Origin of the sequence: Bradyrhizobium sp. Bra64 (genome assembly GCF_024519875.1) — a bacterium.
GTDB classification, from domain to species: Bacteria; Pseudomonadota; Alphaproteobacteria; order Rhizobiales; family Xanthobacteraceae; genus Bradyrhizobium; species Bradyrhizobium japonicum_G.
This window is the reverse complement of record NZ_JALJRD010000011.1, coordinates 1-24,630: the sequence shown is the minus strand read 5'-3', so window position 1 is coordinate 24,630 and position 24,630 is coordinate 1. Positions and strand designations below refer to the sequence as shown.

The window sequence follows — 24,630 nt, the reverse complement described above, 5'->3', positions numbered from 1 at the left end:
ACTCTGGGGGGCCCAGAGGCAGCAGGATTCCTATCGAGTCATCTTGATCTGCCGCACGACGGGGATCGTGGGCAGCGAGCCGGTGTGGTCGGCTTCGTCCTTGGCCTGCGGCGAGGCCGGCGCGCGGGCGCTGGCGTCGGGGAAACGCTGCTTCATCTCGCGCAGGAAGCCGTCGAGCGTGTCGACGCTGGCAGCCAGCTTGGCGATATCGGCGAATTCGGCGCTGGAGGCTCCGGTCGGCTTGCTCGCGATGTCGAAGGCGAGCCGATCGGCGCTCTCGCTCATCAGCGGCGCGTATTTCTCGCGGAAGCGCGACAGGCCGATCGAGTCGTCGGCCAGCGCATAGCCGACGGCGGCGCGGATGATGTCGCTCTTCTCCACCGCGTTGAGCGGCTTGAAATCGCGGAAACGGTCGCCGTAATAGAGCTCGATCTGCTCGGCGGATTCGCGCCAGCGCCGCGCCGCCCAGAAGATGTCGGAACGCAGGCGCAGCACCTCGCGCCCCGAGACGTTGGAGACGATGTCGAGCGCCAGATCGTGGCGGCCGACGTCGCTCTGCGCGCGGGCTTCCAGAAGCAGGCGCTGCTGCCTGAGCTCGCCGGAGAGGTCGCTGATGCGGCTCGCGCGCAGCGCCGTGATCGCCATGTCGGGTCTGCGGTTGGCGAGATAGATCATGGAGAGGCGCGCAGCCACCTGCGCCCGCGCTGCGCCTTCGAGGCGGTGGTCGACCTGGTATTGCAGGAGCTCGGCGGCCTGGTCGAGCAGGTCGATCGAGGCGAGACGGTCGGCGAGACGGCGGATCAGCTCGTCGCCGCGGCGGCCGATTGGCGTCAACTCGCGAAACTCGTAGAACATGCCAAGCGCTTCGACCGGCGGCAGCTCGTCGCCCTTGGGCCCCAGGAAGATCTGCGAGAACAGGTCGGAGGCGAGGTCCTGTGCCTGGCGCGAGGCCTCGGCGTTCGGCTGCAGCCTTGTCGCGGTACGCGCCGCGGCGAGTGCGTCCCGGTAGCGCCCGTTCTCGGCATACATCTGCGACAGCATCTGGAGCGTCTTGACCTCGATCGAGTCGCCGCGCCAGGTCATCGACAGCGTCTCGAGCTCGCGCAGCGCGTCTTCCTTGCTGATTTCGTCGCGCTTCTGCCGCAGTGCGACCTCCAGCTGCTTGGCCTCGGCCGCAGCCGGCCGGTCGCTCGAGGCGACCGCGAACTTGTAGTCGTCGAGCGCATCCTTGTCGTGGCCGAGCGCCTCGGCAAGCCGGCCACGCAGCACGGCGAAGCCGGGTCCGGCTTCGGGCGAGACGCCGACCACCTCGAGCTCGCTGCGGCGCTTGGAGGCGCCGGCGTAGTCCTTCACCTCGAGCGAAGCGCGCATCGCCTCCATCGTCACGATGCGCTGGATATCGAGCGGCAGCGAGGCGATGGCGAATTCGACGTTCTTGAACTTCTCGCGCGCGTCCGCCCATTTGCCCTGGCGCGCAAAGGCGAGTGCCTTCCAGAGCTGGGAATCGTGGCTGTTGCCGATCACGGGATTGGCGAGGTCCTTCAGGCCCTGCGCCGGCCGGCCGACCAGGATGCTCGCGATCGCATGCATGATCAGCGCACTGCTCTCCTCCTTGTTGAGGGGATCGCTCAGCATCAGTTCGGTCACGGCCTTGGCCTCGTGATACATGGCGCGCGACATGTAGAATTGCGCAAGGTCGAGCCGCGGCAGCGAACGCAGCCCCGGCTCGACGTTGGAAATTGCCGTGATCAGCTCGCTCTGGCGCGCGATGAAGTTTTCCGACTGGCCCTTGCGCCAGCCTTCGGGGCTGAAGATCGGCCGCACTGCGGTCGGGGCGCGCTCGGCCGAGATGTCGACCGGCGACAGCGTCAGCCCGCCCTTCTTGCCCAGGATTACCTTTTCGGCACCGACCTCGACACCGATTTCGTCGGAGTTCGGCCGGATCGCGATGCCATGCGCGGATTCCAGCAGCGCGAGATCGACGAGGTCCTGCCGCTTGATGAAGCCGCGGACCGGCCGCTGCCCTGTGACGACATAGAGCGTGTCGCCGGCGTCGGGATCGGTGAGCTTGTGCAGAAGGCCCGGATTGGCGAAGGGGATCGCGATGTTGGCGAGCGCGGGGTCGGTGATGTTGCGCGACATCATCAGCGGCAGCGGCGTCGCCTGGATCTTGTCGGCGAGCGTGAGGAGCCAGTTGGTCTCCTTGCCAACCTCCTCGCTCGTCAGCGAGTAGACCAGCGGCCGGGTAAGACGGATGCGCACCGCCTGTCCCTTGTCCAGCGGGATGCGGCCGACCTCGCCGATCATTGCCCCGCCCTTGGTGCGGATCGCCTCGACGTCGATCGGCTTCGGCGAGTCGAACACCAGCCAGATGGTGTCGCCGCGGCGGAACGCCGCCGCAGGGGTTGAGACCTGAAGCGGGAACGTCACGCGCAGGCCGTCGCTGTCGCGGCGCGCATCGACGCTGGCCACGATCGGCTTCGGCATGGCCGGAGCCTCGGCTGGCGCCTTGGTGGCTTCCTTGGTGGCTTCCCTGACCGGTTCCGGCGTGGCTTCCTTCGCGGCCTCTTTGGGCGCTTCGACCACGGCAGGATTCATCGGCTTGACGGGAGCCATCGGCGCGGCGGCCTCTGCAGGCTTCGCGGCTTCCTTTAGGACTTCCTTGGGCGCTTCCGCAGCGGGCGCGGCCTCGGCCGCCGGAGCGGGCGCCGGCTTCGGCGCTTCAACGGACGGCATCGCAGCGGGCGCTTCCGGCTTTATCTCGGGCTTCGCTTCGACCTTGGCTTCACGCGCGATCGTCTCCGACGTCGGCGGCACGATCTCGCGATGGGCGTCCTTCGGCTTCTCGGCCGCCGGCTTTTCAGGCGCAGGCGCCGGTCCGTGAGCGGCAGGCTTGGCCTGCGCGATCACCGCCTCGGGCGTCGCGGCCATTTTGCCCTTGTCCGGCTGGAAGGCGACGTCGACGACGTAGTTCTTCTCGTCGCGGAAGGAGTGCACGTCGGAATCGCCGATCAGCGCGATCTCGACACTCGTCTGGTCGATGTCCGCCTTCTGCTTGATCGAGGCGACATTCGGCGGCGCCGCGACGACGGCGTCGGCCAGGTCGAAATTGAGATTGGCGTTGAAGGCGAGCGTGAGCTTCTGCTCGTTGAGCACGGAGGAGACGCCGACGCCGTCGGGCATCTCGAACACGAAGCGGACGAAGGTCGGCTGCACCGAGGCGCGCACGCGGATCTGCGGACGTTTCTTGCTCTCGGCCGCGGCGCGCTGGGCGCGCAGCGCGCGTTCGGCGACACGCGCGCGCTCGGCAAGTTCCTTGACCACGTCCATGGGCAGGCTCGGCGGCGACCCCTTCCAGCCCTCCGGCAAGAGGTCGATGAAGGTGCGCTCGCCGGCATTCATGGTGTTGACGGTGACGCGCCGCGCCAGCGACAGGCGGATGGCGCCCCCGTCGGGATCGCGGCGGGCGGAGTTGACGTAATCGGGCGCACCTTCCGGAACGCGGTCGACGGGAACATCGACCGGCCGGTCGAAGCGGATGATGAGGATGGAGCCGGCCGTCGTCACCTCGGAAGGCACATCCTCGCCGAGCTTGATCACCAGCCGGGCAAAGCCGCCGCTGGCCGAGAAACTCGCCTCACCCCGGATGGAATCGGCTGCCCGGGCAGGCGCACCGAAGCCGATCAGCAGGCAGGCCGCAAGCAGCGGCGCGCTCCGGACATGACGCGACAGCCCCCGCGCCAGGGCGCGGGCTCGCGACACAAATCCAGCGGCAGCCTCTTGCGCCATTGGCGGCATTTCTTCCGGTTCGACGGTCCATGCCGGCACTGACGCCGGCCCGTGCCGTCGATTGTAGGTTTTGCCAATTAAGGGCTTCTTAAGTATGAGCCCTCAATTCGGCTTTTGGGTCGGCTTACCGTCGATCTTGGGCAGGTCGCTGGCCGAGGCGGACTGGTCGCCGCCATTGGCCCGGCGGGCCATTTCGACCGTCAGCCGCTCGGCAGCCTCCGGCGACATCAGCCCCATGATGTCCGACATCTTTCGCGGCGCGATCTGCGAGGCGATCTCGATCAGCACGCCCATCTCCAGACGGTCGAACACCCGCGCGGCATCCTTGGGCTTCATGCCCTCATACATGGTCACGAGGCCCTTCATGCGCTGGGCCTCGGCGGCCTTCTGCTCGGCCTGGGTCGCGGAGATGCGGGTTTCCACCGCCTTCATCTCCTCGACCTTGTTTTCGATGCGCTTCTCGGCGGATTTCAACAGGCTCTCGCGGATGTCGATCTCGCGCTGGCGGGCCTCGATCTCCTGGCGGCGCGACTGCAGGCGTTCCAGGATGGCGCGCTCGGAGGCCGAGACCTGCGGCTGGGCTTCCTCCACCTTGACCACGGTGCCTTCGGGCTTGGATTCGGGTGCGGCCGGCTTCGGCGCCTCCTTCGGCGCGCCATGGGTCGAGCCCGTGATATCGGGATCTTCGTGCCCGGTCGGGAAGTTCAGGTTTTCCTGCGCCCAGGATTTCTTGATCTGGCTCGGCTTGTAGTCGAAAACATAGCCGCCATTGATCACGAGGCCCGCGACCTTCAGCGTGGCAAGACCCGCGACGGCAACCAGCACGACCGGAATGACACGAATGTTACGAAAGGACTTCATACCCTGACTTTATGCGGCAAGACCGTTGGATCGTCGGCGCTCGGAGAAGGCTTCGGCCGCAGCCGCCACCGCCTTCGCCGACGAAGGCTTGGCCGCGGGCGCGGCGACCGCTTCCGGGTCCGTCGCGGGGCGCGCGGCGATCGCGATCTTGGACAGGCGCCGCACCACGTTGTCGGCTTCGCCGAGCTGCTTGTAGAGCTGGTCGGACATCTGCGTCGCCGCCGCGAGCTGGCTGCCGAGGTTCTCGTTGACGTCGCGCACGGCGAGCTTCAGCCCGCCGATCGCGCGCTCGGCGATCTCGGTCGCGGTGATCAGCTCGCCGATGACGGCCTTCAGCGAATGCTCGTCCGCCTTCAGCCGCGTCAGCCGCTTGTTGAGCATGACGCAGTAGAAGATCGTCAGCATCAGCAGGATAGCCACCAGCGTCTCGATCGCCATTCCCAGGGAGTGGTTCATGGGGCCTCCATCATCTTGTTCTGCTCGTCCACCTTCTCGAACATCGCAAGTGTCGTACTTGGCTTGCGCAAGGGTTTCGTCACGCGGATGGCGACGCGGTCGCCGACCCGGCCCATCCGTCCCTCGGTCAGCGTGACGTCGCCGCAGCGCACGGTCACGTTGGCGTCCGCGCGCATGTCGAGCGGCAGCGTGTCGCCGACCTTGAGCCGCATCAGCTGCTTGAGCGGGATCTCGGCCTCGTACAGCACGGCATCGACCGCGATCTCGGCCTGGTTGATCTCGGTGGCGAAATGGCCCTCCCAGATCGTGTCGCGGCCGAATTTTTCGCCCATGAACATCTGGAGCAGGACGCCCCGGATCGGCTCGATGGTCGCGTAAGGCAGCAGCAGCTCGATATTGCCGCCGCGATCTTCCATGTCGATGCGCAGGCGCACCAGGATCGCGGCGTTGGCAGGACGGCTGATCGCGGCGAAACGCGGGTTGGTCTCGAGCCGGTCGATCGTGAAGGTCACCGGCGAGAGCGGCCGGAACGCCTGCTCGGCGTCGGCCAGAACGACCTCGACCAGCCGCTTGACCAGCTCGGTCTCGATCGTGGTGTAGGGCCGGCCCTCGATGCGAAGCTGGCTCGCGCCGCGGCGCCCGCCGAGCAGCACGTCGATCATCGAGTAGATCAGGCTGGAATCGACCACCGCCATGCCGAAGTTTTCCCACTCCTCGGCCTTGAACACCGAGAGCACGGCCGGTAGCGGGATCGAGTTCATGTAGTCGCCGAAGCGCACCGAGGTGATGCGGTCGAGCGAGACTTCGACGTTGTCGGAGGTGAAATTGCGCAAGCTGGTCGTCAGCAACCGCACCAGGCGGTCGAAGACGATTTCGAGCATCGGCAGACGCTCGTAGGAGACCATCGCCGAATCGATGATGGCGCGAATGCCGGAATGGTCGTCCAGCGTGACGTCGCCGACCGTGAAGCCGAGGAGATTGTCGATCTCCTCCTGCGACAGCACCCGTTCGCCGGAATTCTTGCCGGCGCCGAGATCGCGGCTGCCGTCCTCGACCATGGCCGCCCATTGCAGGGCCATGGTCTCGGAGAGTTCGTTTTCGGCAGCAGCCTTCGCGGCCTCGGCGGGATCCTCGGAATCGAGCGAGGCCTCCCACTGGGCGGCAATTGCATCCTGGTCTGGTTGGTCGGTGCCTGCCATGATCCCTAGCCCGTCATGCTCACTGGATCACGACTTCCTTGAACAGCACCGCGCTGACCTGGACCGGCGCCACCGCCGCGTTGACGCGCTTGGTCAGCTCTTCCTTGAGGCGGAAGACGCCGGCGGAGCCGTTGAGGTCGGAGGAGCGCAGCTCGCGCACATAGGTCTGGAAGATGTCGGTGATGCGCGGCATCGTCGGCTTGATCGCCTCGATCTGCTTCTCTTCCTTCAGCTCCAGCACGATCTTGAGCTTGAGATATTGCACGCGCTCGCCCGGCGCGCCGGCGAGGTTGACCATGATGTCGGGAACGTCGACGAAGGCCGGCGGCTTCGGCGGAGGCGCCGCTTCGGCGTGATGCTCGTCGTCGCCGTGACGGAAGAAGAAGAACCAGGTCGCGGCACCGCCGCCGAGGACGGCGAGCAGACCGACGGCCATGATGATGAGCTTGAGCTTGTTCTTCGGCGGAGCGGCTTCCGCGCCTTCGGCGCCTGCGCCGCCTTCCGCTTCATTCTCTGCCATGGTCGCCGCGCTCGTTCATTTCTCAAAGGGATCGAAAGAGCGAAGCCTCCTGGCAGACAATGACGCGATACAAATGCCCCAGCGCAGTGCGCTCCTCTTGCCTGCAAACGCTACGGTAATAATGGTTAACGGAACCTTTCGATTGGGCCTCCGCTAGGAAAAATCTGCCGGGCAAACATGGCTAACAGACCCTTTCTGCCGCCTGCTTTCGCCCTCGAAAAATCAACAAGACATTGAAATAACGTAACTTTCCAGACTGGCACGACTTTCGCTGAGAAAGGGCCGAGACCCAAGGTTTGGGAGAACCCGAGGTCTCGTTCACGGGGTCCGCCAAGGCGCTTGGGAGAGCGAGGCGGCAGATCCCACTCAGGGGAGATTTCCGATGCAGAACGCGCTTCTGATCGGCCTGTCACGGCAGATGACGTTGGAGCGGCAGATGGATGTCATCGCCAACAACGTCGCCAATGCCAATACCAATGGCTTCAAGGCCGACCATTCGCTGTTCGAGGAGTACCTCAACTCGAACGCGCACGAGGACAATTTCGTCGGCTCCGACCGCCGGGTCTCCTATGTGCAGGACCGCGGCACCTTCCGCGACGTCGGCCAGGGACCGATGGAGCCGACCAAGAATCCGCTCGACATGGCGATCAGCGGCGACGCCTATTTCGCGGTGCAGGCCAATGGCGGCGAGCGCTACACCCGCGACGGCAAATTCTCGCTCAACAGCACCGGCCAGCTCGTCACCTCCGACGGCAACCCCGTGCTCGGCACCGCCGGCCCGATCACCTTCCAGCCGACCGACCACGACATCAACGTCGCTCCGGACGGCTCCGTCACGGTGCTCGAAGGCACGGCCAAGACCGACTCGATCCGCGGCAAGATCCGCATGGTGTCGTTCGACGATCCGGCCAGGCTGACCAAGCTCGGCGCCAATCTCTATGCCGCCGGCTCCGCGACCCAGCAGACCGACACCAAGTCCACCGTGCAGCAGGGCTACGTCGAGAAGTCGAACGTGAACTCGGTCGGCGAGATGAGCCGCATGGTCGAAGTCATGCGCAGCTACACCGCCATCGCCAACCTGCTCCAGCAGCAGAGTGACCTCCACAAATCGGCGATCGAGAAACTCGCCGATGTTCCGGCCTGATTGAGGGAGAACTGACATGCAGGCGCTTCACACCGCAGCGACCGGAATGGCGGCACAGGAACTCAACGTTCAGGTGATCTCCAACAACATCGCCAACCTGCGCACCACCGGCTTCAAGAAGCAGACCGCCTCGTTCCAGGACCTGATCTACGAACACGTGCGCCGCGTCGGCGCCCAGTCGTCCGACCAGGGCACTATCCTGCCGGTCGGCGTCGACATCGGCGGCGGCGTCAAGACCGTCGGCACGCCGCGCAGCATGACGCAAGGCACGCTGTCGCAGACCGGCAACGATCTCGACCTCGCGGTCTCGGGCGAAGGCTTCTTCAAGATCCTGATGCCCGACGGCAGCTACCAGTACACCCGCGACGGCACCTTCCAGATGGACAATCAGGGCCGCGTCGTCACCGCGCAGGGCAACCCGGTGCAGCCGACGATCACGATCCCGAACAACGCTTCGGGCCTGACCGTCAACGTGCAGGGCCAGGTCTCGGTGACGCTGCCGGGCTCGTCGACCTCGACCATCCAGGGCCAGATCGGCCTGACCCGCTTCATCAACAAGGCCGGCCTGCAGCCGGTCGGCAACAATCAATTCACCGAGACGCCCTCCTCCGGCCCGCCCCAGGACGGCACCGCGACCGCCGAAGGTTACGGCAACATCACCCAGGGCAGCCTCGAGCAGGCCAATGTCGACGTCGTCTCGGAGATGAGCGACCTGATCGCGGCCCAGCGCGCCTACGAGATGAACGCCAAGGTGATCAGCGCCGCCGACCAGATGATGCAATCGACCACGGCGCTGTTCCGCTGAGGTGATGGCAATGATCCGCACCACCCTCGCCACGATCTCGGCCCTGCTCGCGGTGGCACTGCCCGCACGGGCCGCCGACGATTTCATCGCAACGCCGACGCTGCGCGCGAGCATCACCGTGACCTCGGACGTGGTTCGGGTCGGCGATCTCATCGACAATGCCGGCTCCGCCGCCCTGATCCCGGTCTACCGCTCGCCCGATCTCGGCACCACCGGTGCGCTGTCGGTCGCCCAGGTCCTGAGCGTGCTCCGTGCCAAGCAGGTGATCGGCGTGATGACCGGCGACATCAAGGAGGTCCAGGTCACCCGTCTCGCCCGCACGCTCGCCAACAAGGACCTCGAAAACGCGGTCGCTTCGGCGCTCGAGCACCGCTTCGGCTTTGGCGCCGCCGCCAACATCACGGTCACGTTCGACCGCGGCATTGCCGACATACGGCTGGACGCCTCCAACACCGGCGCGCTCCTGCCGGTCGCAACCCGCTATGACGCCCGCAGCGGCCGTTTCGACATCGCCTTCGAGATCAACAACGACAACAATCAGGCGGCGACCAAGCTGCGCTTCAGCGGCACCGCCATCGAGACGGTGGAAGTGGCCGTGCTGACGCGCGACATCGACCGCGCCGATCTCCTGAAGTCCTCCGACGTTGCCGTGGAGCGCCGGCCGAAGGCCGAGGTCACCGGCGAGGCCGCCTCGCGCGATCGCACGCTCGGCATGCAGCTCCGCCGGCCGATGCGGGCGGGAACGCCGATCCGCGTCGCCGACATCGTCAAGCCCGACTTCGTGCAGCGCGACCAGAGCGTCACCGTGATCTACCAGGTCCCCGGGATCTATCTCACCACCCGCGGCAAGGCGCTAGAGAGCGGCGCCGAGGGCGACACCATCAGCGTGCTCAACCTGCAGACCAAGCGCACCTTAAGCGGCACCGTCACCGCCCGCGGCCAGATCACGGTCCAGGGGGCCAGCCAGTCCGCGCCGATGCCGGCTGCGGTCGAGCAGACTTCCTCGCTCAAGCGCGACGAAGCGCCCGCCCCCATCGACACTGCGGCCCTCGTCCGGAACCTGGTCCAGGCCCCCGCGTCTGCGGCCCAGATCGCCCAAGCCCAGATCCCGCAAGTTCGCGTCTCGCAAGCTCCAGCCAAGTCAGAGTAAGTCATGTCCAGTTTCAGTTCGGCTTTTCGTCCTCGCCGCATCGCGATCTCTGCCTTGCTCCTGGCAATTTGCGCGCTGGCGAGCGGCTGTTCCTCGATCGACCGCCTGTCGCAGATCGGTGAGCAACCGAAGCTGTCGTCGATCGACAATCCGACGGCGCAGCCCGGCTACAAGCCGGTGCAGATGCCGATGCCGAAGCCGGAAGTCGCCTCCTACAATCCGAACTCGTTGTGGCGCAACGGCAGCCGCGCCTTCTTCAAGGACCAGCGCGCCCACCAGATCGGCGATCTCCTCACCGTGACCGTGAACATCACCGACAAGGCCAACCTCTCCAACGAGACCCAGCGCAGCCGCACCAATTCGGAAGATTCCGGCATCACCGACTTCATCGGCGCCAAGACCCTCGGCGCGCAGGCGCAGAAGGTGCTGCCCGGCCGTATCCTCACCGCCGACTCCACCGCCTCCAGCGACGGCAAGGGCTCGGTCAACCGCCAGGAAGCGTTGCAGACCAACGTCGCCGCGGTCGTCACCCAGGTGCTGCCGAACGGCAACCTCGTGGTCGAAGGCAAGCAGGAGATCCGCGTCAACTACGAGATCCGCGAACTCGTCGTCGCCGGCATCGTCCGCCCCGAAGACATCCAGAGCGACAACACCATCGATTCCACCAAGATCGCGCAGGCCCGCATCGCCTATGGCGGCCGCGGCCAGATCATGGACGTGCAGCAACCGCGCTACGGCCAGCAAGTCATGGACGTGCTGCTGCCCTTCTAGCCTTCTCCCGAGCTCCCACATCGTGTTCGCGAACCTAGGCGCGGACGACGATGTACGACGCGGCCCTCGCTAGCTCCCCTGGCGAGGGCCGCATGTATTTTCTGGCACGCGTTGCGCTCGCAAAGACGACGGAGAGAGCTCACGTGAACTCCGCCTCCACCACGCCCAGCCCGTCCAGCTCCATCCGGACGTTGTCGCCTGCCTTCAGCCACAGCGTCTTGACCAGGCTTCCAGTGAGCACGAGCTGGCCCGCGTGAAGACCCTTGCCTTCGGCGGCGAGGTGGTTGGCGAGCCAGGCGAGGGCGTTGTGGGGATGGCCGAGCACGTCGGCGCCGGTGCCGTGGCTGACCTCCTCGCCGTTGACGATGGCGCGGCCCTTGACCGATTTCAGGTCCGGCACCGACGAGCGCTGTACGGACGGCCCCAGCACGCAGCCGGCGGCGAAGAAGTCGTCGGCGATCAGCGTCGGCGCGCCCATCGTCTCCCATTTCACGTAGCGGTCGTCGACGATCTCGATCGCGGGATGATAGGCCTCGACCGCCTCGCCGACCCATTCGGCCGTGAACGGCGCCTCGCCGGCGGCGAGGTCGCGCTTGAGCCGCACCCCGATCTCGCATTCGACGCCGACGCGGACGTAGTTGGAGGCGGCGAGCTTGACGCCGCTGTCGTGCACGCCCTTTTGGAACACGCCGCCGCCGCAGGGGTGCGGGATGCCGATATAGTCCTGCATCACCCGGCTGGTGCAGCCGATCTTGTAGCCGACCAGCGGGCCGAAATTCTTCAGCAAGAGATCATGCAGCGCGCGCTGGACCTGGTAGCCCTCGGCTTCGTCGGCGGGCGGACGGTCCAGCGCTGCAAGCGGCGCATGGTTGCGGCGCGCCAGCGCGATCGCCTTTGCGGCTTCGAGAATGTTGTCCATCGGCGCCGCCTCCCACGCATCACAATCGAGGGCGGCACTTCAGCACCCCCGCCGGGGCGTGACAAGCGCGGCCGGCGTGTGCGCTCACGCCTTGACGAGGCCGAGCCGGATCAGGCTCTCGGCCGTCGCGAGGATGGCCGCGTCGTTGGAACGGGCCTGCCAGCCCAGCAGCGACCTCGCCTTGGCACTGGTGGAGTGGCGCACCCTGCCGAGCATGGGCACGACCGCCCGCAACAGCGCAATCCGGTTCGCAGCCAGCCGCACCAGCCAGTCCGGCGCCTGGAGCCGCGGAACCCGGCGTGCGGCCGGCCCGAGTTCCCGCCGCAACACCCTGGCGATGTCGAGGATCGACATCGTCTCGCCGGAGACCGCGATGAACCGCTCGCCCTTCGCCTGCGGCGCCGTCATCGCCCGCAAATGGAGGTCGGCGACGTCGCGCACGTCGACGACGCCGAAATAGACCCGCGGCACCGCCGGCATGGCGCCGTCGAGCAGCGATTTGACCATCTCGATCGAGCCGGAGAAGTCCGGCCCGAGCACGGGACCGAAAATGCCGGCGGGATTGACGACCGACAGCTCGAGGCCTGCGCCCTCGCGCGCGACGAAATCCCAGGCCGCCTGCTCGGCCAGCGTCTTGGATTTGACGTAGGGCTGCACGTCGGCGCCGTCGAGATTGGTCCAGTCGGTCTCGTCGAACGGTTTTTCGCGCGGCGGATAGCCGTAGCCGATCGCGCCCAGCGACGAGGTGATGACGACCCGCCTGACGCCGGCCTCGCGCGCGGCGCGCAGCACCCGCAGCGTCCGTCGCGGGCCGGGATGATCATCTCGTTCTCGTCCTTGGGGACACTGGTCGACAGCGGCGAGGCGACGTGGAGCACGTAGTCACAGCCGGCGACCGCCTCGCGCCAGCCCTCGTCTGCCGTGAGGTCGGCGGTGAAGAAGGACAGACCATCGGGTGCGACCGCCCCGCCTTCGCGCAGCATCGCCAGCACATCGGCTTGCCGGTCCGGCCGACGCACAGTCGTCCGCACATCATGGCCGGCGGCGAGAAGCTGCAGGACGACATGGACGCCGACGAAGCCGGATCCGCCGGTGACCAGAACGGTGCTCATTGCCAATTCCCCTCTTGGGCAGGCCGGCGATTGGTTCTGCCCCTGCTCAAGGCCGCATCTGGCCACTATTTCCCGAGGGAACAAGTAGAATGGATTTCGAGACCGGTATGGAAAACCTGACCAGCACTTGCGAGGGCGACTGTGATTGCAGCCCCGACCCTGCCCTGCTCGCCGACTTCAAGCGGGCCATCCGTGCCCTCGGCGGCAAATGGAAGCTGGAGATCCTGTTCGCGCTTATGAACGGCGCGGTGCGGTTCGGTGCCTTGCGCCGATCGATCGGCGGCATCACCCAGCACATGCTGACCACACAACTGCGCGAGCTCGAGCAGGATGGATTGGTGTCGCGAACCGCCTTCGCGGAGAAGCCGTTGCGGGTCGAGTACGAGCTGACGGATGCGGCTTACGGCCTGCTGCCGGCGTTTAAGGAAATATTGAGCTGGTCCAGGCTTTATGGGGATGCACGCCTTGCAGCGTCGCATGAAGCCTGATTGCAGCGACGTGTGAAGCCGCTGCATCAGTGTGTCAGCATCCGGGACGATCTCGTTGATGCGACTCGCAAAACCTCCCGCACCTGAAGTGAAGGCTGTTTCTCATCCGAACTCACGTGAGCTCGGAGGAGTTGAGTCTAGCCCATTGATCACGATTCACTTTTCGCGATTGCTGCCGCGCGTCGAAGCGCGCGGCGGCAAGCGACAGGCAACATGCTGGTCACGGCGCGAAGCGGCACCTTGGGTCCAAAAACAAAGAGCCGCATCGCTGCGGCCCGGACTCTATTCGTCGCGATAGACCTTCTCGCGTTTCTCGTGGCGCTCCTGCGCTTCCACCGAGAGCGTCGCGATGGGCCGGGCCTCGAGCCGCTTCAAAGAGATCGGCTCGCCGGTGTCCTCGCAATAGCCGTAGGTGTTGTCCTCGATGCGCTGGAGCGCGGCGTCGATCTTGGCGATCAACTTGCGCTGGCGGTCGCGGGCGCGGAGTTCGATCGCGCGGTCGGTTTCGGACGATGCCCGATCGGCGAGATCGGGGTGGTTCACGTTCTCCTCCTGCAAGGCTTGCAGGGTGAGCTTGGACTCTTTGAGGATCTCATCCTTCCAGGCAAGGAGCTTCAAACGGAAGTACTCCTTCTGCCGGTCGTTCATGAAAGGCTCTTTTTCGGTCGGTCGGTAGTTTTTCAACTTTTCCAAGGGCGGCCTATCTGTCTAAGCAACGACTCGCACACGGACCGGGGTCCGCTGAGCGGGGCCTTATATAGCGGCCTCCTGTGACAGACAATATTTCCTTAATCGCTCGGTTACCGCCCCCAAACCCTTGCACAGGAAGGTTTATCCGCAAGGGCCCGGGAGCGGCCGAGAACTCAGTAGCCGACCGTGAAACGCTGCCTCAAATGGGCCGGCCGCTCGATCTCGTCGGCAAGGGCAATGGCGTAGTCGGCGAAGCTGATCCAGCTCTTCCCGCTCGCATCTGCGAGAAGCTGGTCAGTCCCGAGCCGGAACTTGCCGGTCCGTTCCCCCTCGACGAACAAGGCGGATGGCGAGATGAAGGTCCAGTTCAGGCCCTTTTCCTGCCGCAACAGATCAAGAAAGGCCGAACCGGCCTCGGCCTCAGCCTTGTATTGGGCGGGAAAACCGGGAGTTGTGACCAACTTTACCCCCGGAGCGACCTCGAGGCTGCCAGCCCCACCGACGACGAGGTAGCGACCGATCCTGGACTCCTTCGCCGCACCGATCAGCTTGAGCGCGTCGCTGGCGAGGAAGTGCACGGAACTCACGGCGACGTCATGCCCGGCCCACAGCTTCGCGAGGCCGGCCTGATCGAGTACATCCCCCTTGGTGGGAGTGACATTCGGCAGCGCCGCGATCTTCTCGGGGTTGCGCGCGATGGCCGTGACCGCATGGCCGCGGCTGGACAGTTCCTTGGTGATCTCCGACCCGGCCCGGCCCGATGCGCCGGCGATTGCGATTTTCATGGAAGGCTCCTTTGCTTCTGTGGTAACTGTCGGTGACTAGATATCGCAAAGAATGCTGGTGTTAAGAGAGCACTTTGTGCTTACCTGATTACGCAGGAGTGACCGGCGGCGACAAAGGATCGTGAGGACCCGACGATGAAGCCAGACGTCTACGCAGCGAATTGCCCGACCCGACAGATCCTCGACCGCGTCGGCGACAAATGGGCGGTGCTGATCTTGCTGCTGCTGCGCGAGGAGCCGATGCGGTTCAATCAGTTGCGGCGCACGATTGAAGGCATTTCGCAGAAGATGCTGAGCCAGGTTCTCAAGTCGCTCGAACGCGACGGATTGATCAAGCGCCACGCCATCGCGACCGTGCCAGTGACGGTGGAATATTCGATCACGCAGCTTGGCATAACGCTCGCCGCCGCGGTCGATCCGCTGCGCGATTGGGCCGAGCGGAACCTGAAGGACGTGCTCGCCGCCCAGCGCCGCTACGACGGGCAGCAGAAGGATGAAGCAGCTTAGGCTGCGCGGAGCGACGGATAACGATTAGGCCTGACCGGCCTTCGCCAGCTCGACCTCGACGCGCAGCTCGATCTCGGACAGCACGGAATCGAGACCGGGGTCTCCGGAGGACGATTTCAGGTTCGCCGCAGCGTCACGCAGCCGCATCACGGTCGACCCATCCAGCTTGCCGGAAAGCAGGCTCATCTTGAGATCGTCGAGCACGTCGAGCGCGGTCTTGCCGCGCGCGACCGAACGCTTGCGACGCTCGACCGGATCTTCCTCGATGCCTTGCAGCGCGAGCAGCCCGTCGATGTTGGCGGCGGCCTTCGGCGCGGCAGCGCCCCGCGTCTCCTGCGCCGAGGCGGCGTCGGGCAGCACGAAGGTGCCGGAGCTCGTCCGCCTGGCCTGGCTGGCCGGCGTTCCAAGCGTGGTGCCGTTCGGTCCGTAGATGCGCATCGCAGCAATCCGGGTGATCGATGCGCCACATTCGCCGTCTTATGGTTAACGGCCCGTAAACAGCCCGGCAAAATCTGCCGACAGGCGGCAGTTTCGCTCCTCACGGCGAACGTCTGCTGACACCGGTCGAAACAGATTTATTCAACCTATTCAACCGCCTAACTCCCCTGCCCCGCGTTGGCACAGCCCTCGCAAGGAAAGCGTCGGACCAGCTCGTCATGGGAGTGTCGGGATTGGTCCGAGATTTGAGGAGCCTCGGGGAGCAGAGGATGCCAGGCGTTCGTTGGGTGAGGATTGTTGGGGTGGCCTGCGCCGCGCTGTCAGCGCTGGCGCTGTCGGTCGCGCCCGCGGCTGCGACCTCGCGCATCAAGGATCTCGCCAACATCGAAGGCGTGCGGCAGAACCAGCTCATCGGCTACGGCCTCGTCGTCGGCCTCAACGGCACCGGCGACACCCTCAACAACATCCCCTTCACCAAGCAGTCGCTGCAAGCGATGCTCGAGCGCATGGGCGTCAACATCCGCGGCGCCACCATCCGCACCGGCAACGTCGCCGCCGTGATGGTCACGGGCAATCTGCCGGCCTTCGCCACCCAGGGCACGCGCATGGACGTCACCGTGTCCGCGCTCGGCGACGCCAAGAACCTCCAGGGCGGTACCCTGCTCGTGACCCCGCTGCTTGGCGCCGACGGCAACGTCTACGCGGTGGCGCAGGGCTCACTCGCGATCTCCGGATTCCAGGCCGAAGGCGAGGCAGCCAAGATCGTGCGCGGCGTTCCGACCGTGGGGCGCATCGCCAACGGTGCCATCATCGAGCGCGAGATCGAATTCGCGCTCAACCGGCTGCCGAACGTGCGCCTGGCGCTGCGCAATGCCGACTTCACCACCGCCAAGCGCATCGCGGCGGCGATCAACGACTATCTCGGTGTCAAGAGCGCCGAGCCGATCGATCCCTCGACGGTGCAGCTATCGATCCCGCCGGAGTTCAAGGGCAACGTCGTCGCCTTCCTCACCGAGATCGAGCAGCTCCAGGTCGATCCCGATCTCGCCGCCAAGATCATCATCGACGAACGGAGCGGCATCATCGTGATGGGCCGCGACGTCCGCGTCGCGACCGTCGCGGTCGCGCAAGGAAACCTCACCGTCACGATCTCCGAGAGCCCCCAGGTCAGCCAGCCCAACCCGCTGTCGCGGGGCCGCACCGTGGTCGCGCCGCGCAGCAGCGTCACCGTCACCGAGGACGGCAAGAAGCTGGCCTTGGTCAAGGACGGCGTCTCGCTCCAGCAGCTCGTCGACGGCCTCAACGGGCTCGGCATCGGCCCGCGCGACCTCATCAGCATCCTCCAGGCGATCAAGGCCGCCGGCGCGATCGAAGCCGACATCGAGGTGATGTGATGCAGACAGGCATGATCAACACCCCGCACGTCGTCAGCTCGGCCTTCTCGGTGGAGAGCCGCAACGGCCGCCCCGACTTCGAGCTCGCCGCCGCACTCCAAAAGGTCTCGCCGAAGCAGCAGGCCAAGGCGCAGAAGACCGCCACCGATTTCGAGGCGATGTTCCTCAACAGCATGTTCTCGCAGATGACCTCGGGCCTGAAGGGCGAAGGCCCGTTCGGCGACACGCCGGGCACCGGCGTGTGGCGCTCGATGCTGACCGAGCAATATTCCAAGAACTTCGCCAACGCCGGCGGCGTCGGCATCGCCACCGAAGTCTATCGCACCCTCATCACGCAGCAGGCGAAAACGATCCGCACGGCATAAGGTCAAACGAAATGAACCATTTCAGCGCCTCGCGTCAGCCGATGCCAGCCCATCGCCCGAACACCCCGCCCGGCAGCGCCGAGGCGCGCAAGCTCGCCGAAGACCTGATGGACGCGATGAACGCCCTGCTCGGCCTGATCGAGCGCGAGACCGAGCTCGTGCGCGCCGGCAAGGTCCGCGAGGCGATGGCCTTCGAGAGCAAGAAGCAGGAGATGTCGCGCAACTATGTCGGCGCCGTCAGCCAGCTGAAGGCGAACCAGCCCCAGCTTGCGAAATCCGCGCCCGAGCTGCTCGCGACGCTGCATCGGCACCACGATGCGTTCCGCGCGATGCTCCAGGTCAACCTCACCGTGCTCGCAACCGCTCACGCGGTCTCGGAGAGCGTCGTGCGCGGCGTCAATGCCGAGATCCAGAAGCGCAACGTGCCGAACACCTACACGGCTTCAGGGCGCCGCGCCGCTCCGGGCCCGCGCCACATCACGCCGCTCGCGGTCAGCCGCTCGCTCTGAGCGCGCAGGAAAAATCGACAATTTTACGAAAAACCGCGCGGCAATATCGCCGCGCGGTTAGGCACGTTTCCTTACCGGGTCTTCAATCCTGGTGTTCCATGGTTGCGTATTGAGAGGGGTTGGGATTTGACTCACGTGAGGCAACCAGGAGGCTGCCATGAGTACAGATTTCAGCATCAGGCCGGTGGGGATACCGGCCCCCGTGCAGATCGTGACGACGTCGAATGCGGCGGCGAACGAGGCCGTGCAAACTGATTTGCCGGTGAGCCAGACAGTGGCCGCCGGTGAGGCGAGCGCGCCTGCGCGCAATGATTTCCAGCGCAACGAGAACGTCTCACGCCAGGTCGTGTTCGACCAGGCGGCCGCGTCTTTCGTCTTCCAGGTGGTCAACGACAGGACCGACGCGGTGGTCAACCAGTTCCCCGACGAAGCGATGCTGCGCCGGCGGGCCTATTTCCATGCAGAAGATCTGAAGTCGCAGCCCTCGCGTCCGCTCAACACGGACCGCAGCGCCTGACCGTCAGGCGTCGAGCGTCGCGACGGCCGTATCGAGATAGGTCGAGCCGGTCGCGGGATCGGTGACGACGTTCTTGACCTGCGCCTTGCCGATATCCGTCAGCGTGAACTTGGTGTTGCCGAAGCGGAACGAGCCGTCCTTGATCAGCACCTGCTGATACTGCGAGGTATCGGCGCTCTGATAGTGGATCTGCGCGCGAAATCCGTCGACCTGCGAGACGTTGAGGGAAAACGACTTGCCGTCGGGATATTTGCCGCTCCAGCTGCCCTGATAGAGCGTGGAATCCACTGCGACGTATTTCGACGAGCCCGAGGTGCTCGACAGCACGTTCGACTTATACGCGGTCGACAGGATGCTCATGATGTCGGCCATGACGGGCTTCCATCACGGACGGCCGGACAGGCCGGCGGCGATATTGCGGTTGATCTCGATCAGCGGACGGAAGTGATCGAACTGCGGGCTCATCTGCAGCGCGGCGGTCTGGCTCAGCACGAACACGCTGATGTTGGCGATCTTCTGCCGGACGTCGAGCGGCTGCGGATTGTTGTCGCGCATGGCCTCGCTCAGGAAGATCGTCCAGAGCTTGCGATTGAACATCAGGGCCTGCGTGGTCTGCTCGCTGAAGGGGTCGGCGTTGTTCACCGCGTCCTGGAGCTTGTTCGCGGCCTTGAGCAGGGTCTGCGCCTCGATGTCGCGAGGAGATGCGGTGGTCGTTGCAACACGCGCGTAGGCCGAGGCAGCGGAATTCGACATCAATCACACCTTGGAGGTTACCTAGCCCGTTGAACGCGCTTAAGGATTTCTTTCCCGACCCTAGGCAGCACCGCTTAAGATTTGCTTACGTGTGTGCTTGGAAGCACTCCGGACTATTACGGGTTACGGAGTTCTTCGTCGACGCGAAGCTAGATGCGCATGCGCACGCTGTAAACACGTCCCGCGTGACGTACATCAATCTCAGCTAATCCTGCCTTAGCGATCTCAGTAAAAAGAACGGCGGAGCGTTAGCCCCGCCGCGTTGTCTCGAGTAGCGATCTTGCGCCGCTTGTTAGCGGAGCAGCTGCAGCACGCTCTGCTGCGACTGGTTGGCCAGCGACAGCGCTGACACCGCGATCGACTGTCGGGTCGACAGCGCCTGGCTGTTGGCCGCTTCCTCGTTGGTGTCGGCGAGCGTCAGGTTGGACGAGCCGGTCTGCAGAACATTGATCAGGTTCTTGGAGAAATCCTGACGTACCTGCACGATCGAGAGGTTCGAACCGAGCGCCGAACCTTCCGAGCGCAGCGTGCTCGAGGCCGCGTTCAGGCTGGTCAGCACCCTGTTGGTCGCCCCGTTGTCGATGAAGTCGACGCCGTTGACGAGGTTGCTGAGGCCGAGGCCGGCCGCGTTGAACACCACGCCGTTGATGCCGAGCGTGGAGCTGCCGGTTTCGTTGAAGACGAGCTTCAGCGTGTCGCCGTTGAGCAGGTTGACGCCGTTGAAGGACGAGTCCTGCGACGTCGTGTCGATCTGCGCCAGGATGTTGTTGAACTGGTTGACGAGGTTCGAGCGCGCGGTCTGCGCGACCGGATCCTGGACCGGCGGCTGCGCCGTGGTGAAGGCCAGAACACCGGTGATGGTGCCGCCGACCGTGCCGCCGGCGGTCGTCGAACCGAGCGTCGAGGAGGCGTATTCGTTCACGGTGGTCACCGTCAGCACGCCATTGGCGTCGATCGTCGCGGTCAGGTGGTTCGCCTGAAGCTGCGCGTTGAGCTGGTCCAGCGTCTTGACGGTGCCGTTGGTGCCGTCGCCGAAGGTGACATTCACCGGCGTTCCGCCATTGAAGGAGGTGAAGGTCAGTGTCTTGCCGCTGACGCCGCCAACACCGGAGGTGCGCGCCGCGGTGAAGGCCGTCGCCGTCCCCGTGTTGCCGCTGAGGCCGAATGCGTTGAGGGCATTGCCGGTGCCGGTGATCGAGAGATCGGCGTTGACGCCGGTGGAGAGCGCAAGCTGGCCGCTGCTGTTGACCGACGACGGGATCTGGCCGGACGTGGTCGAGAGGGTAGCCGCACCATTGAAGATGCTGGCGGTCTTGACGCCGGTAGCAAGGTCGATCGAGTTGAGCAGGTCCGTGAGCGTCGCGCTCTGGATGTAGACGGTCGAATTGCCGTTGCCGTCGGTGACGATATTGCCGTTGACACCACCCGACGTCACGCTGGCCGCCGACTGGGGCGTCTGGGCGTTCTTGAAGGTGATGGTGTGACCGTCGATGTTTAGCGTCGAGCCGTCCTGAACGAGAGAGCCGAGCGAGCCGGCGGTCGTCGACCGGTTCGCGGTCACGCTCGCATTGCCCGCGCCGGTCGCTGCGGTCAGACCGAGCTTGTTGAGGAAGTCTGCCTTGCCCGTCACGCTCAGATCGGCGCCGGTCGAGCTCTTCAGCGTAACCGCGCCCGCCGTGATGGACGATGCCACCTGAAGCGTGCCGACGGGACCGGCCGCACCGCTGACCGCGATTGTCGCCGCCCCCGCACTGATCGTCGCGGTTTTGACGCCGCTGGCGAGGTCGATCGCGCTGAGGACGTCGTTGACGGTCGCCCCGGGGGCAGCCGCCGTTCCCTCATAGACGATCGAATTGCCGTTGCCGTCGGTGGCGATGTGTCCGCTGGCGTCGAGGCCCCAGCCGGTCGGCTGCGTGGTCGGAGCGATGCCGGTGCGGAAGGTGATGGTCTTGCCGTTGACCGTGATGGTGTCGCCGTCCGCGGGCGGCGTGCTGAAGGTGGCCGATGTCGTGGTACCGAGCAGCGTGGCAGTGCCGGACAATGCGGTGGTGCCGTCGGCAGCGGTCACTGCCGTACCGGTAAAGGTGCCTGCATTCGAGCCCAGCGAGGCGCCGAGCGCGGCAGTTCCGGTCACCGGAGTCACGCCACCGGGTGCGCCGGTGTAGAGCACGTTGCTGTTGGCGGTCGCGCTCGCATAGGAGGTCGTGCCGCGCAAATCGGCGGGCGTCGCACCGGGAATCGTGGTGGAGACGTTCGACTTGGTGGAATAGCCGACCGTGGTCTGCAGCGCCTGGTTGGCGATCGATTTCGCGCTGTCGATCAGCTTCTGCAACGAGGTGATGCCGGTGTTGGCGGCCTGGAGCACCTGCACACCGTTGTTGATGCCGTCGAGCAGGTTGCTGATGTCGCTCGCCCGGTTGTCCAGCCCCTGCGCCGTGAAGAAGTTGGTGGGGTTGTCGAGCGCCGTGTTGACCTTTTTGCCGGTCGACAGCCGTTCCTGCGTCGTGGCCAGCAAGTCGGCCGTCGACTGCAGCGACAACAGGTTCTGGCGAACTGACGCCGAGAGAACGATGTTGGACATTGGCGAGTCTTCCTCTTGAACCGGATACGAATCGGCCGCGCGGGTCTGGAAAGCGGGCTTTTGTCCAGTCTTAGAGGCTGTCCTTTAAAGTATGGTTAACGCCGGTTTAAGGGATAGGGTTAATGGCCGGTGAACGCCCCTGCCCGCCTCCGGACACAAAAAGAGCGGCGGGGCAAATGGCCCCGCCGCTCGGATTTATTCAGTAGTTTCAGCTTCTTATTAGCGGAGCAGCTGGAGCACGCTCTGCTGCGACTGGTTGGCCAGCGACAGCGCGGAGACCGCGATCGACTGCCGGGTCGACAGTGCCTGGCTGTTCGCCGCCTCGACGTTGGTGTCGGCCAGGGTCAGGTTGGACGAACCGGTCTGCAGCACGTTGATCAGGTTCTTGTTGAAGTCCTGACGGATCTGCACCACCGAGAGGTTCGAGCCGAGGCTCGAGGCCTCCGAGCGCAGCGTGCTCGAGGCGGCGTTCAGGTTGGTCAGCACCCTGTTGGCGGCAGCGTTGTCGATGAAGTCGACGCCGACAGTCAGCGAGGCGAGGCCGAGACCCTTGGAGTTGTAGGTGACGCCGGTGATGTTCAGGCTCGACTTGCCGGTCTCGTCGAACACCAGCTTGAGCTGGTCGCCGTTCAAGAGGTTGACGCCGTTGAACGAGGAGTCCTGCGAGGTCGTGTCGATCTGGTTCAGGATGTTGTTGTACTGGGACACCAGGTTCGCGCGGGCCGTCTGCGCAACGCCATCCTGGACGGGGTTGGAAGCCGTCGAGAACGTGAGCGCCGAGGTGAGCGTACCGCCGATCGCACCGCCGGCGGTCGTCGAGCCGAGCGTCGAAGACGCGTAGTCGTTGGACGCGGTGATGGTCAGCAGGCCATTGGCGTCGATCGTTGCAGCCAGGTTGTTGGCCTGAAGCTTGGTGTTGAGCTGATCGAGCGTCTTGATCGTCCCGTTGGTGCCGTCGCCAAAGGTGACGTTGACGGCCGTGCCGCCATTGAAGGAGGAGAAGGTCAAGGTCTTGCCGGCAATGCCGCCGATGCCCGAAGTGCGGGCCGCGGTGAACGCGGTCGCGTTGCCGGTATTGCCCGCGAGGCCGAATACATTCAGCGCATTGCCGGTGCCGGTGATCGACAGATCGGCGTTGATGCCGGTCGAAAGTTTGAGCTGGCCGGACGTGTTGATTGTCGAGTTCGACTGACCGGTGGCGGTCGCAAGCGTCGCAGTGCCGTTGGCGTTGATCGTCGCGGTCTGCACGCCGGTGGCAAGGTCGATCGCCTTCAGCACGTCGGCAACCGTGCCGGCCTGCAGATAGACGGTCGAGTTGCCGTTGCCGTCGGTGAGGACGTTACCGCTTGCACCGTAACCGCTCGGAACGCTCGGAGCACCGGTCGATCCCGGGATCGGCGCGTTCTTGAAGGTGATGACGTGACCGTCGACGTTCAGCGTCGAGCCGTCGGCGATCGTCGCACCCAGCGAGGCCGCGCTCGTGGTCCGTTCGACGTTGACGGTGGCATTGCCTGCACCCGTGGACGTCGTCAGGGCGAGAGCCTTGAGCAGGTCGGCCTTGCCGGTGACGCTCAGATCCGCACCCGTCGAGCTCTTCAGCGTGACGGCGCCACCAGCAGCGGTCGAAGCGGTCTGGCCGACGCTCGTGGCGATCGTCGCAGCGCCCGCACTGATGGACACCGTCTTGACGCCGCTGGCAAGATCGATTGCGGTCAAGAGATCGTTGACGTTCGCAGCCGGGGTGCCCGCGGTGCCGAGATACACGGTGGTGTTGCCGTTGCCGTCGGTGACGAGGTTGCCGCTGACGCCCGAGCCGGACGCAACTGCGGTCGATGCCGGAGCAGAGCCCGTACGGAAGGTGATGGTCTTGCCGTTGACGGTCAGCGTGTCGCCGTCGGCAGGCTGGGCGTTGCCGAGCAGGCCGGTCGCGGTCGTGCCGTTGGTGGCGATCAGGGTGATGGTGCCGGCCAGGGCGGTGGTGCCGTCACCGGCCGTTGCGCCGGTGCTTGCAAAAGAGCCGATGGTGGCGCCGAGCGTCGTGGTGCCGGTCGCCGCCGTCGTGCCGCCGGCCGTGCCGTTATACAGCACGTTGCTGCTCGCGGTCGCGCTGGCAAAGGAGGTCGTCCCGCGCAGGTCGGCCGCCGTCGCACCCGCGATCGTGGTGGAGACGTTGGACTTGGTGGAATAGCCGACGGTGGTCTGCAGCGCCTGGTTGGCGATCGACTTGGCGCTGTCGATCAGCTTCTGCAGCGAGGTCAGGCCGGTGTTGGCAGCCTGCAGCACCTGCACGCCGTTGGCGATACCGTCGAGCAGATTGTTGATGTCGCTGGCGCGGTTGTCGAGCGACTGTGCGGTGAAGAAGTTGGTGGGATTGTCCAGGGCCGAGTTGACGCTCTTGCCGGTCGACAGACGGTTCTGGGTCGTGGCGAGGAGGTCGGCGGTGGACTGGAGCGAGAGCAGGTTCTGGCGAACCGACGCAGAGAGAACAATACCGGACATGACTTTTACCCTTCTGGCTTACGCGTCTTCGTTCGATCGCTTCGGATCGAGTGACGGGGCCAGCGTGCCGCGACATGGCTAACAAAGGGTGAAACGGCTCTGGTTCGCATAAACGCCGGTTCACCATAAGCCGGTCGGACGCGTCGATTGGCGCCGCAATCAGCCTGAAATCACTCGCGATTTTTTCCGCTTACTCCCCATTAACCATAACCGCTGGTTACTTTTTCGATCCGCCTCCGCTCCCCGAATACCTGCAGGCGGACAAAAAAAGCGGCGGGGCCGAAGCCCCGCCGCCCTATCCTGCTAGCGATGTGCGCCGCTTGTTAGCGGAGCAGCTGGAGCACGCTCTGCTGCGACTGGTTGGCCAGCGACAGCGCG

General features: G+C 65.2%; 23 protein-coding genes and 1 pseudogene. 10 read left to right on the top strand and 14 right to left on the bottom strand.

All coding sequences use genetic code 11. The annotated features are described in order from the left end of the window. Positions 1 to 30: 30 nt before the first annotated feature. From NR187_RS26170 to fliL, 5 genes are all read right to left on the bottom strand, one after another. On the bottom strand, positions 31 to 3,789 hold the full coding sequence (locus NR187_RS26170) for a tetratricopeptide repeat protein (RefSeq protein WP_256808167.1): 3,759 nt from the start codon (positions 3,787 to 3,789) through the stop codon (positions 31 to 33). Between the two features lie 102 nt (positions 3,790 to 3,891). Continuing rightward, positions 3,892 to 4,650: a MotE family protein gene (locus NR187_RS26165; protein WP_211385330.1), complete on the bottom strand. Its 759-nt coding sequence runs from the start codon at positions 4,648 to 4,650 to the stop codon at positions 3,892 to 3,894. A gap of 9 nt (positions 4,651 to 4,659) precedes the next feature. Then, on the bottom strand, positions 4,660 to 5,106 hold the full coding sequence (locus NR187_RS26160; protein WP_211385331.1) for a DUF6468 domain-containing protein: 447 nt from the start codon (positions 5,104 to 5,106) through the stop codon (positions 4,660 to 4,662). Next, positions 5,103 to 6,305: a flagellar motor switch protein FliM gene (gene fliM / locus NR187_RS26155; RefSeq protein ID WP_211385332.1), complete on the bottom strand. Its 1,203-nt coding sequence runs from the start codon at positions 6,303 to 6,305 to the stop codon at positions 5,103 to 5,105. The genes NR187_RS26160 and fliM overlap by 4 nt, the downstream gene beginning before the upstream one ends. 19 nt (positions 6,306 to 6,324) lie before the next feature. Next, the gene (fliL, locus tag NR187_RS26150) at positions 6,325 to 6,825 is read right to left on the bottom strand and encodes a flagellar basal body-associated protein FliL (RefSeq protein ID WP_211385333.1); all 501 of its coding nucleotides are present in this window, start codon (positions 6,823 to 6,825) and stop codon (positions 6,325 to 6,327) included. A 382-nt stretch (positions 6,826 to 7,207) separates the two neighbouring features. Here fliL and flgF point away from each other — a divergent pair, with 382 nt between their 5' ends. The 4 genes from flgF to flgH are packed head-to-tail and all read left to right on the top strand — an operon-like array spanning position 7,208 to position 10,695. Then, positions 7,208 to 7,969 (top strand): flagellar basal-body rod protein FlgF, encoded by a 762-nt coding sequence (flgF, locus tag NR187_RS26145; RefSeq protein ID WP_256808166.1) that lies wholly within the window; start codon positions 7,208 to 7,210, stop codon positions 7,967 to 7,969. A gap of 16 nt (positions 7,970 to 7,985) precedes the next feature. Next, positions 7,986 to 8,774: a flagellar basal-body rod protein FlgG gene (gene flgG / locus NR187_RS26140; protein WP_211385335.1), complete on the top strand. Its 789-nt coding sequence runs from the start codon at positions 7,986 to 7,988 to the stop codon at positions 8,772 to 8,774. Between the two features lie 10 nt (positions 8,775 to 8,784). Continuing rightward, complete coding sequence (gene flgA, locus NR187_RS26135) at positions 8,785 to 9,924, top strand: flagellar basal body P-ring formation chaperone FlgA (RefSeq protein ID WP_256808165.1); 1,140 nt, start codon at positions 8,785 to 8,787, stop codon at positions 9,922 to 9,924. Between the two features lie 3 nt (positions 9,925 to 9,927). Continuing rightward, positions 9,928 to 10,695, top strand: a complete 768-nt coding sequence (gene flgH / locus NR187_RS26130) for a flagellar basal body L-ring protein FlgH (RefSeq protein ID WP_211385337.1) — start codon at positions 9,928 to 9,930, stop codon at positions 10,693 to 10,695. Positions 10,696 to 10,834: 139 nt separating this feature from the next. On the opposite strand, the gene NR187_RS26125 is transcribed toward flgH, so the two are convergent. Both NR187_RS26125 and NR187_RS26120 read right to left on the bottom strand, forming a co-directional pair. After that, complete coding sequence (locus tag NR187_RS26125) at positions 10,835 to 11,614, bottom strand: 2-keto-4-pentenoate hydratase (RefSeq protein WP_211385338.1); 780 nt, start codon at positions 11,612 to 11,614, stop codon at positions 10,835 to 10,837. Positions 11,615 to 11,698: 84 nt separating this feature from the next. Then, positions 11,699 to 12,726 (bottom strand): annotated as a pseudogene (locus NR187_RS26120) (SDR family oxidoreductase). Between the two features lie 89 nt (positions 12,727 to 12,815). Between NR187_RS26120 and NR187_RS26115 the strand changes: the two are divergent. Beyond that, positions 12,816 to 13,214 carry a helix-turn-helix domain-containing protein gene (locus NR187_RS26115; RefSeq protein ID WP_211385340.1) on the top strand — a complete coding sequence of 133 codons (399 nt, stop codon included), beginning with the start codon at positions 12,816 to 12,818 and terminating at the stop codon, positions 13,212 to 13,214. A gap of 282 nt (positions 13,215 to 13,496) precedes the next feature. On the opposite strand, the gene dksA is transcribed toward NR187_RS26115, so the two are convergent. Then, positions 13,497 to 13,862 carry an RNA polymerase-binding protein DksA gene (dksA, locus tag NR187_RS26110; protein ID WP_008554760.1) on the bottom strand — a complete coding sequence of 122 codons (366 nt, stop codon included), beginning with the start codon at positions 13,860 to 13,862 and terminating at the stop codon, positions 13,497 to 13,499. A gap of 215 nt (positions 13,863 to 14,077) precedes the next feature. After that, on the bottom strand, positions 14,078 to 14,689 hold the full coding sequence (locus NR187_RS26105) for an NAD(P)-dependent oxidoreductase (protein ID WP_256808158.1): 612 nt from the start codon (positions 14,687 to 14,689) through the stop codon (positions 14,078 to 14,080). 135 nt (positions 14,690 to 14,824) lie between these two features. Here NR187_RS26105 and NR187_RS26100 point away from each other — a divergent pair, with 135 nt between their 5' ends. Continuing rightward, on the top strand, positions 14,825 to 15,196 hold the full coding sequence (locus NR187_RS26100; RefSeq protein WP_211385342.1) for a helix-turn-helix domain-containing protein: 372 nt from the start codon (positions 14,825 to 14,827) through the stop codon (positions 15,194 to 15,196). A 24-nt stretch (positions 15,197 to 15,220) separates the two neighbouring features. On the opposite strand, the gene NR187_RS26095 is transcribed toward NR187_RS26100, so the two are convergent. Next, positions 15,221 to 15,634 (bottom strand): flagellar assembly protein FliX, encoded by a 414-nt coding sequence (locus NR187_RS26095; RefSeq protein ID WP_211385343.1) that lies wholly within the window; start codon positions 15,632 to 15,634, stop codon positions 15,221 to 15,223. A 269-nt stretch (positions 15,635 to 15,903) separates the two neighbouring features. Between NR187_RS26095 and NR187_RS26090 the strand changes: the two genes are divergently transcribed. From NR187_RS26090 to NR187_RS26075, 4 genes are all read left to right on the top strand, one after another. Continuing rightward, entirely contained in the window at positions 15,904 to 17,028 is a 1,125-nt protein-coding gene (locus tag NR187_RS26090; protein WP_211385344.1) for a flagellar basal body P-ring protein FlgI, read from the top strand. After that, positions 17,028 to 17,393, top strand: a complete 366-nt coding sequence (gene flgJ / locus NR187_RS26085) for a flagellar assembly peptidoglycan hydrolase FlgJ (protein ID WP_211385345.1) — start codon at positions 17,028 to 17,030, stop codon at positions 17,391 to 17,393. The genes NR187_RS26090 and flgJ overlap by 1 nt, the downstream gene beginning before the upstream one ends. Positions 17,394 to 17,404: 11 nt before the next feature. Further along, a complete protein-coding gene (locus NR187_RS26080) occupies positions 17,405 to 17,902 on the top strand; it encodes a hypothetical protein (RefSeq protein WP_256808156.1) in 498 nt (165 codons plus the stop codon). 157 nt (positions 17,903 to 18,059) lie between these two features. After that, entirely contained in the window at positions 18,060 to 18,419 is a 360-nt protein-coding gene (locus tag NR187_RS26075) for a hypothetical protein (protein ID WP_211385347.1), read from the top strand. Positions 18,420 to 18,422: 3 nt separating this feature from the next. Here NR187_RS26075 and NR187_RS26070 read toward each other — a convergent pair whose 3' ends face one another. From NR187_RS26070 to NR187_RS26055, 4 genes are all read right to left on the bottom strand, one after another. Beyond that, the gene (locus NR187_RS26070; protein WP_211385348.1) at positions 18,423 to 18,791 is read right to left on the bottom strand and encodes a hypothetical protein; all 369 of its coding nucleotides are present in this window, start codon (positions 18,789 to 18,791) and stop codon (positions 18,423 to 18,425) included. Between the two features lie 12 nt (positions 18,792 to 18,803). Beyond that, positions 18,804 to 19,172 (bottom strand): flagellar biosynthesis regulator FlaF, encoded by a 369-nt coding sequence (gene flaF / locus NR187_RS26065; protein WP_194481793.1) that lies wholly within the window; start codon positions 19,170 to 19,172, stop codon positions 18,804 to 18,806. Between the two features lie 292 nt (positions 19,173 to 19,464). Further along, the gene (locus NR187_RS26060) at positions 19,465 to 21,753 is read right to left on the bottom strand and encodes a DUF1522 domain-containing protein (RefSeq protein ID WP_211385349.1); all 2,289 of its coding nucleotides are present in this window, start codon (positions 21,751 to 21,753) and stop codon (positions 19,465 to 19,467) included. A 219-nt stretch (positions 21,754 to 21,972) separates the two neighbouring features. After that, positions 21,973 to 24,252 (bottom strand): DUF1522 domain-containing protein, encoded by a 2,280-nt coding sequence (locus tag NR187_RS26055; protein WP_256808153.1) that lies wholly within the window; start codon positions 24,250 to 24,252, stop codon positions 21,973 to 21,975. Positions 24,253 to 24,630 lie beyond the last annotated feature (378 nt).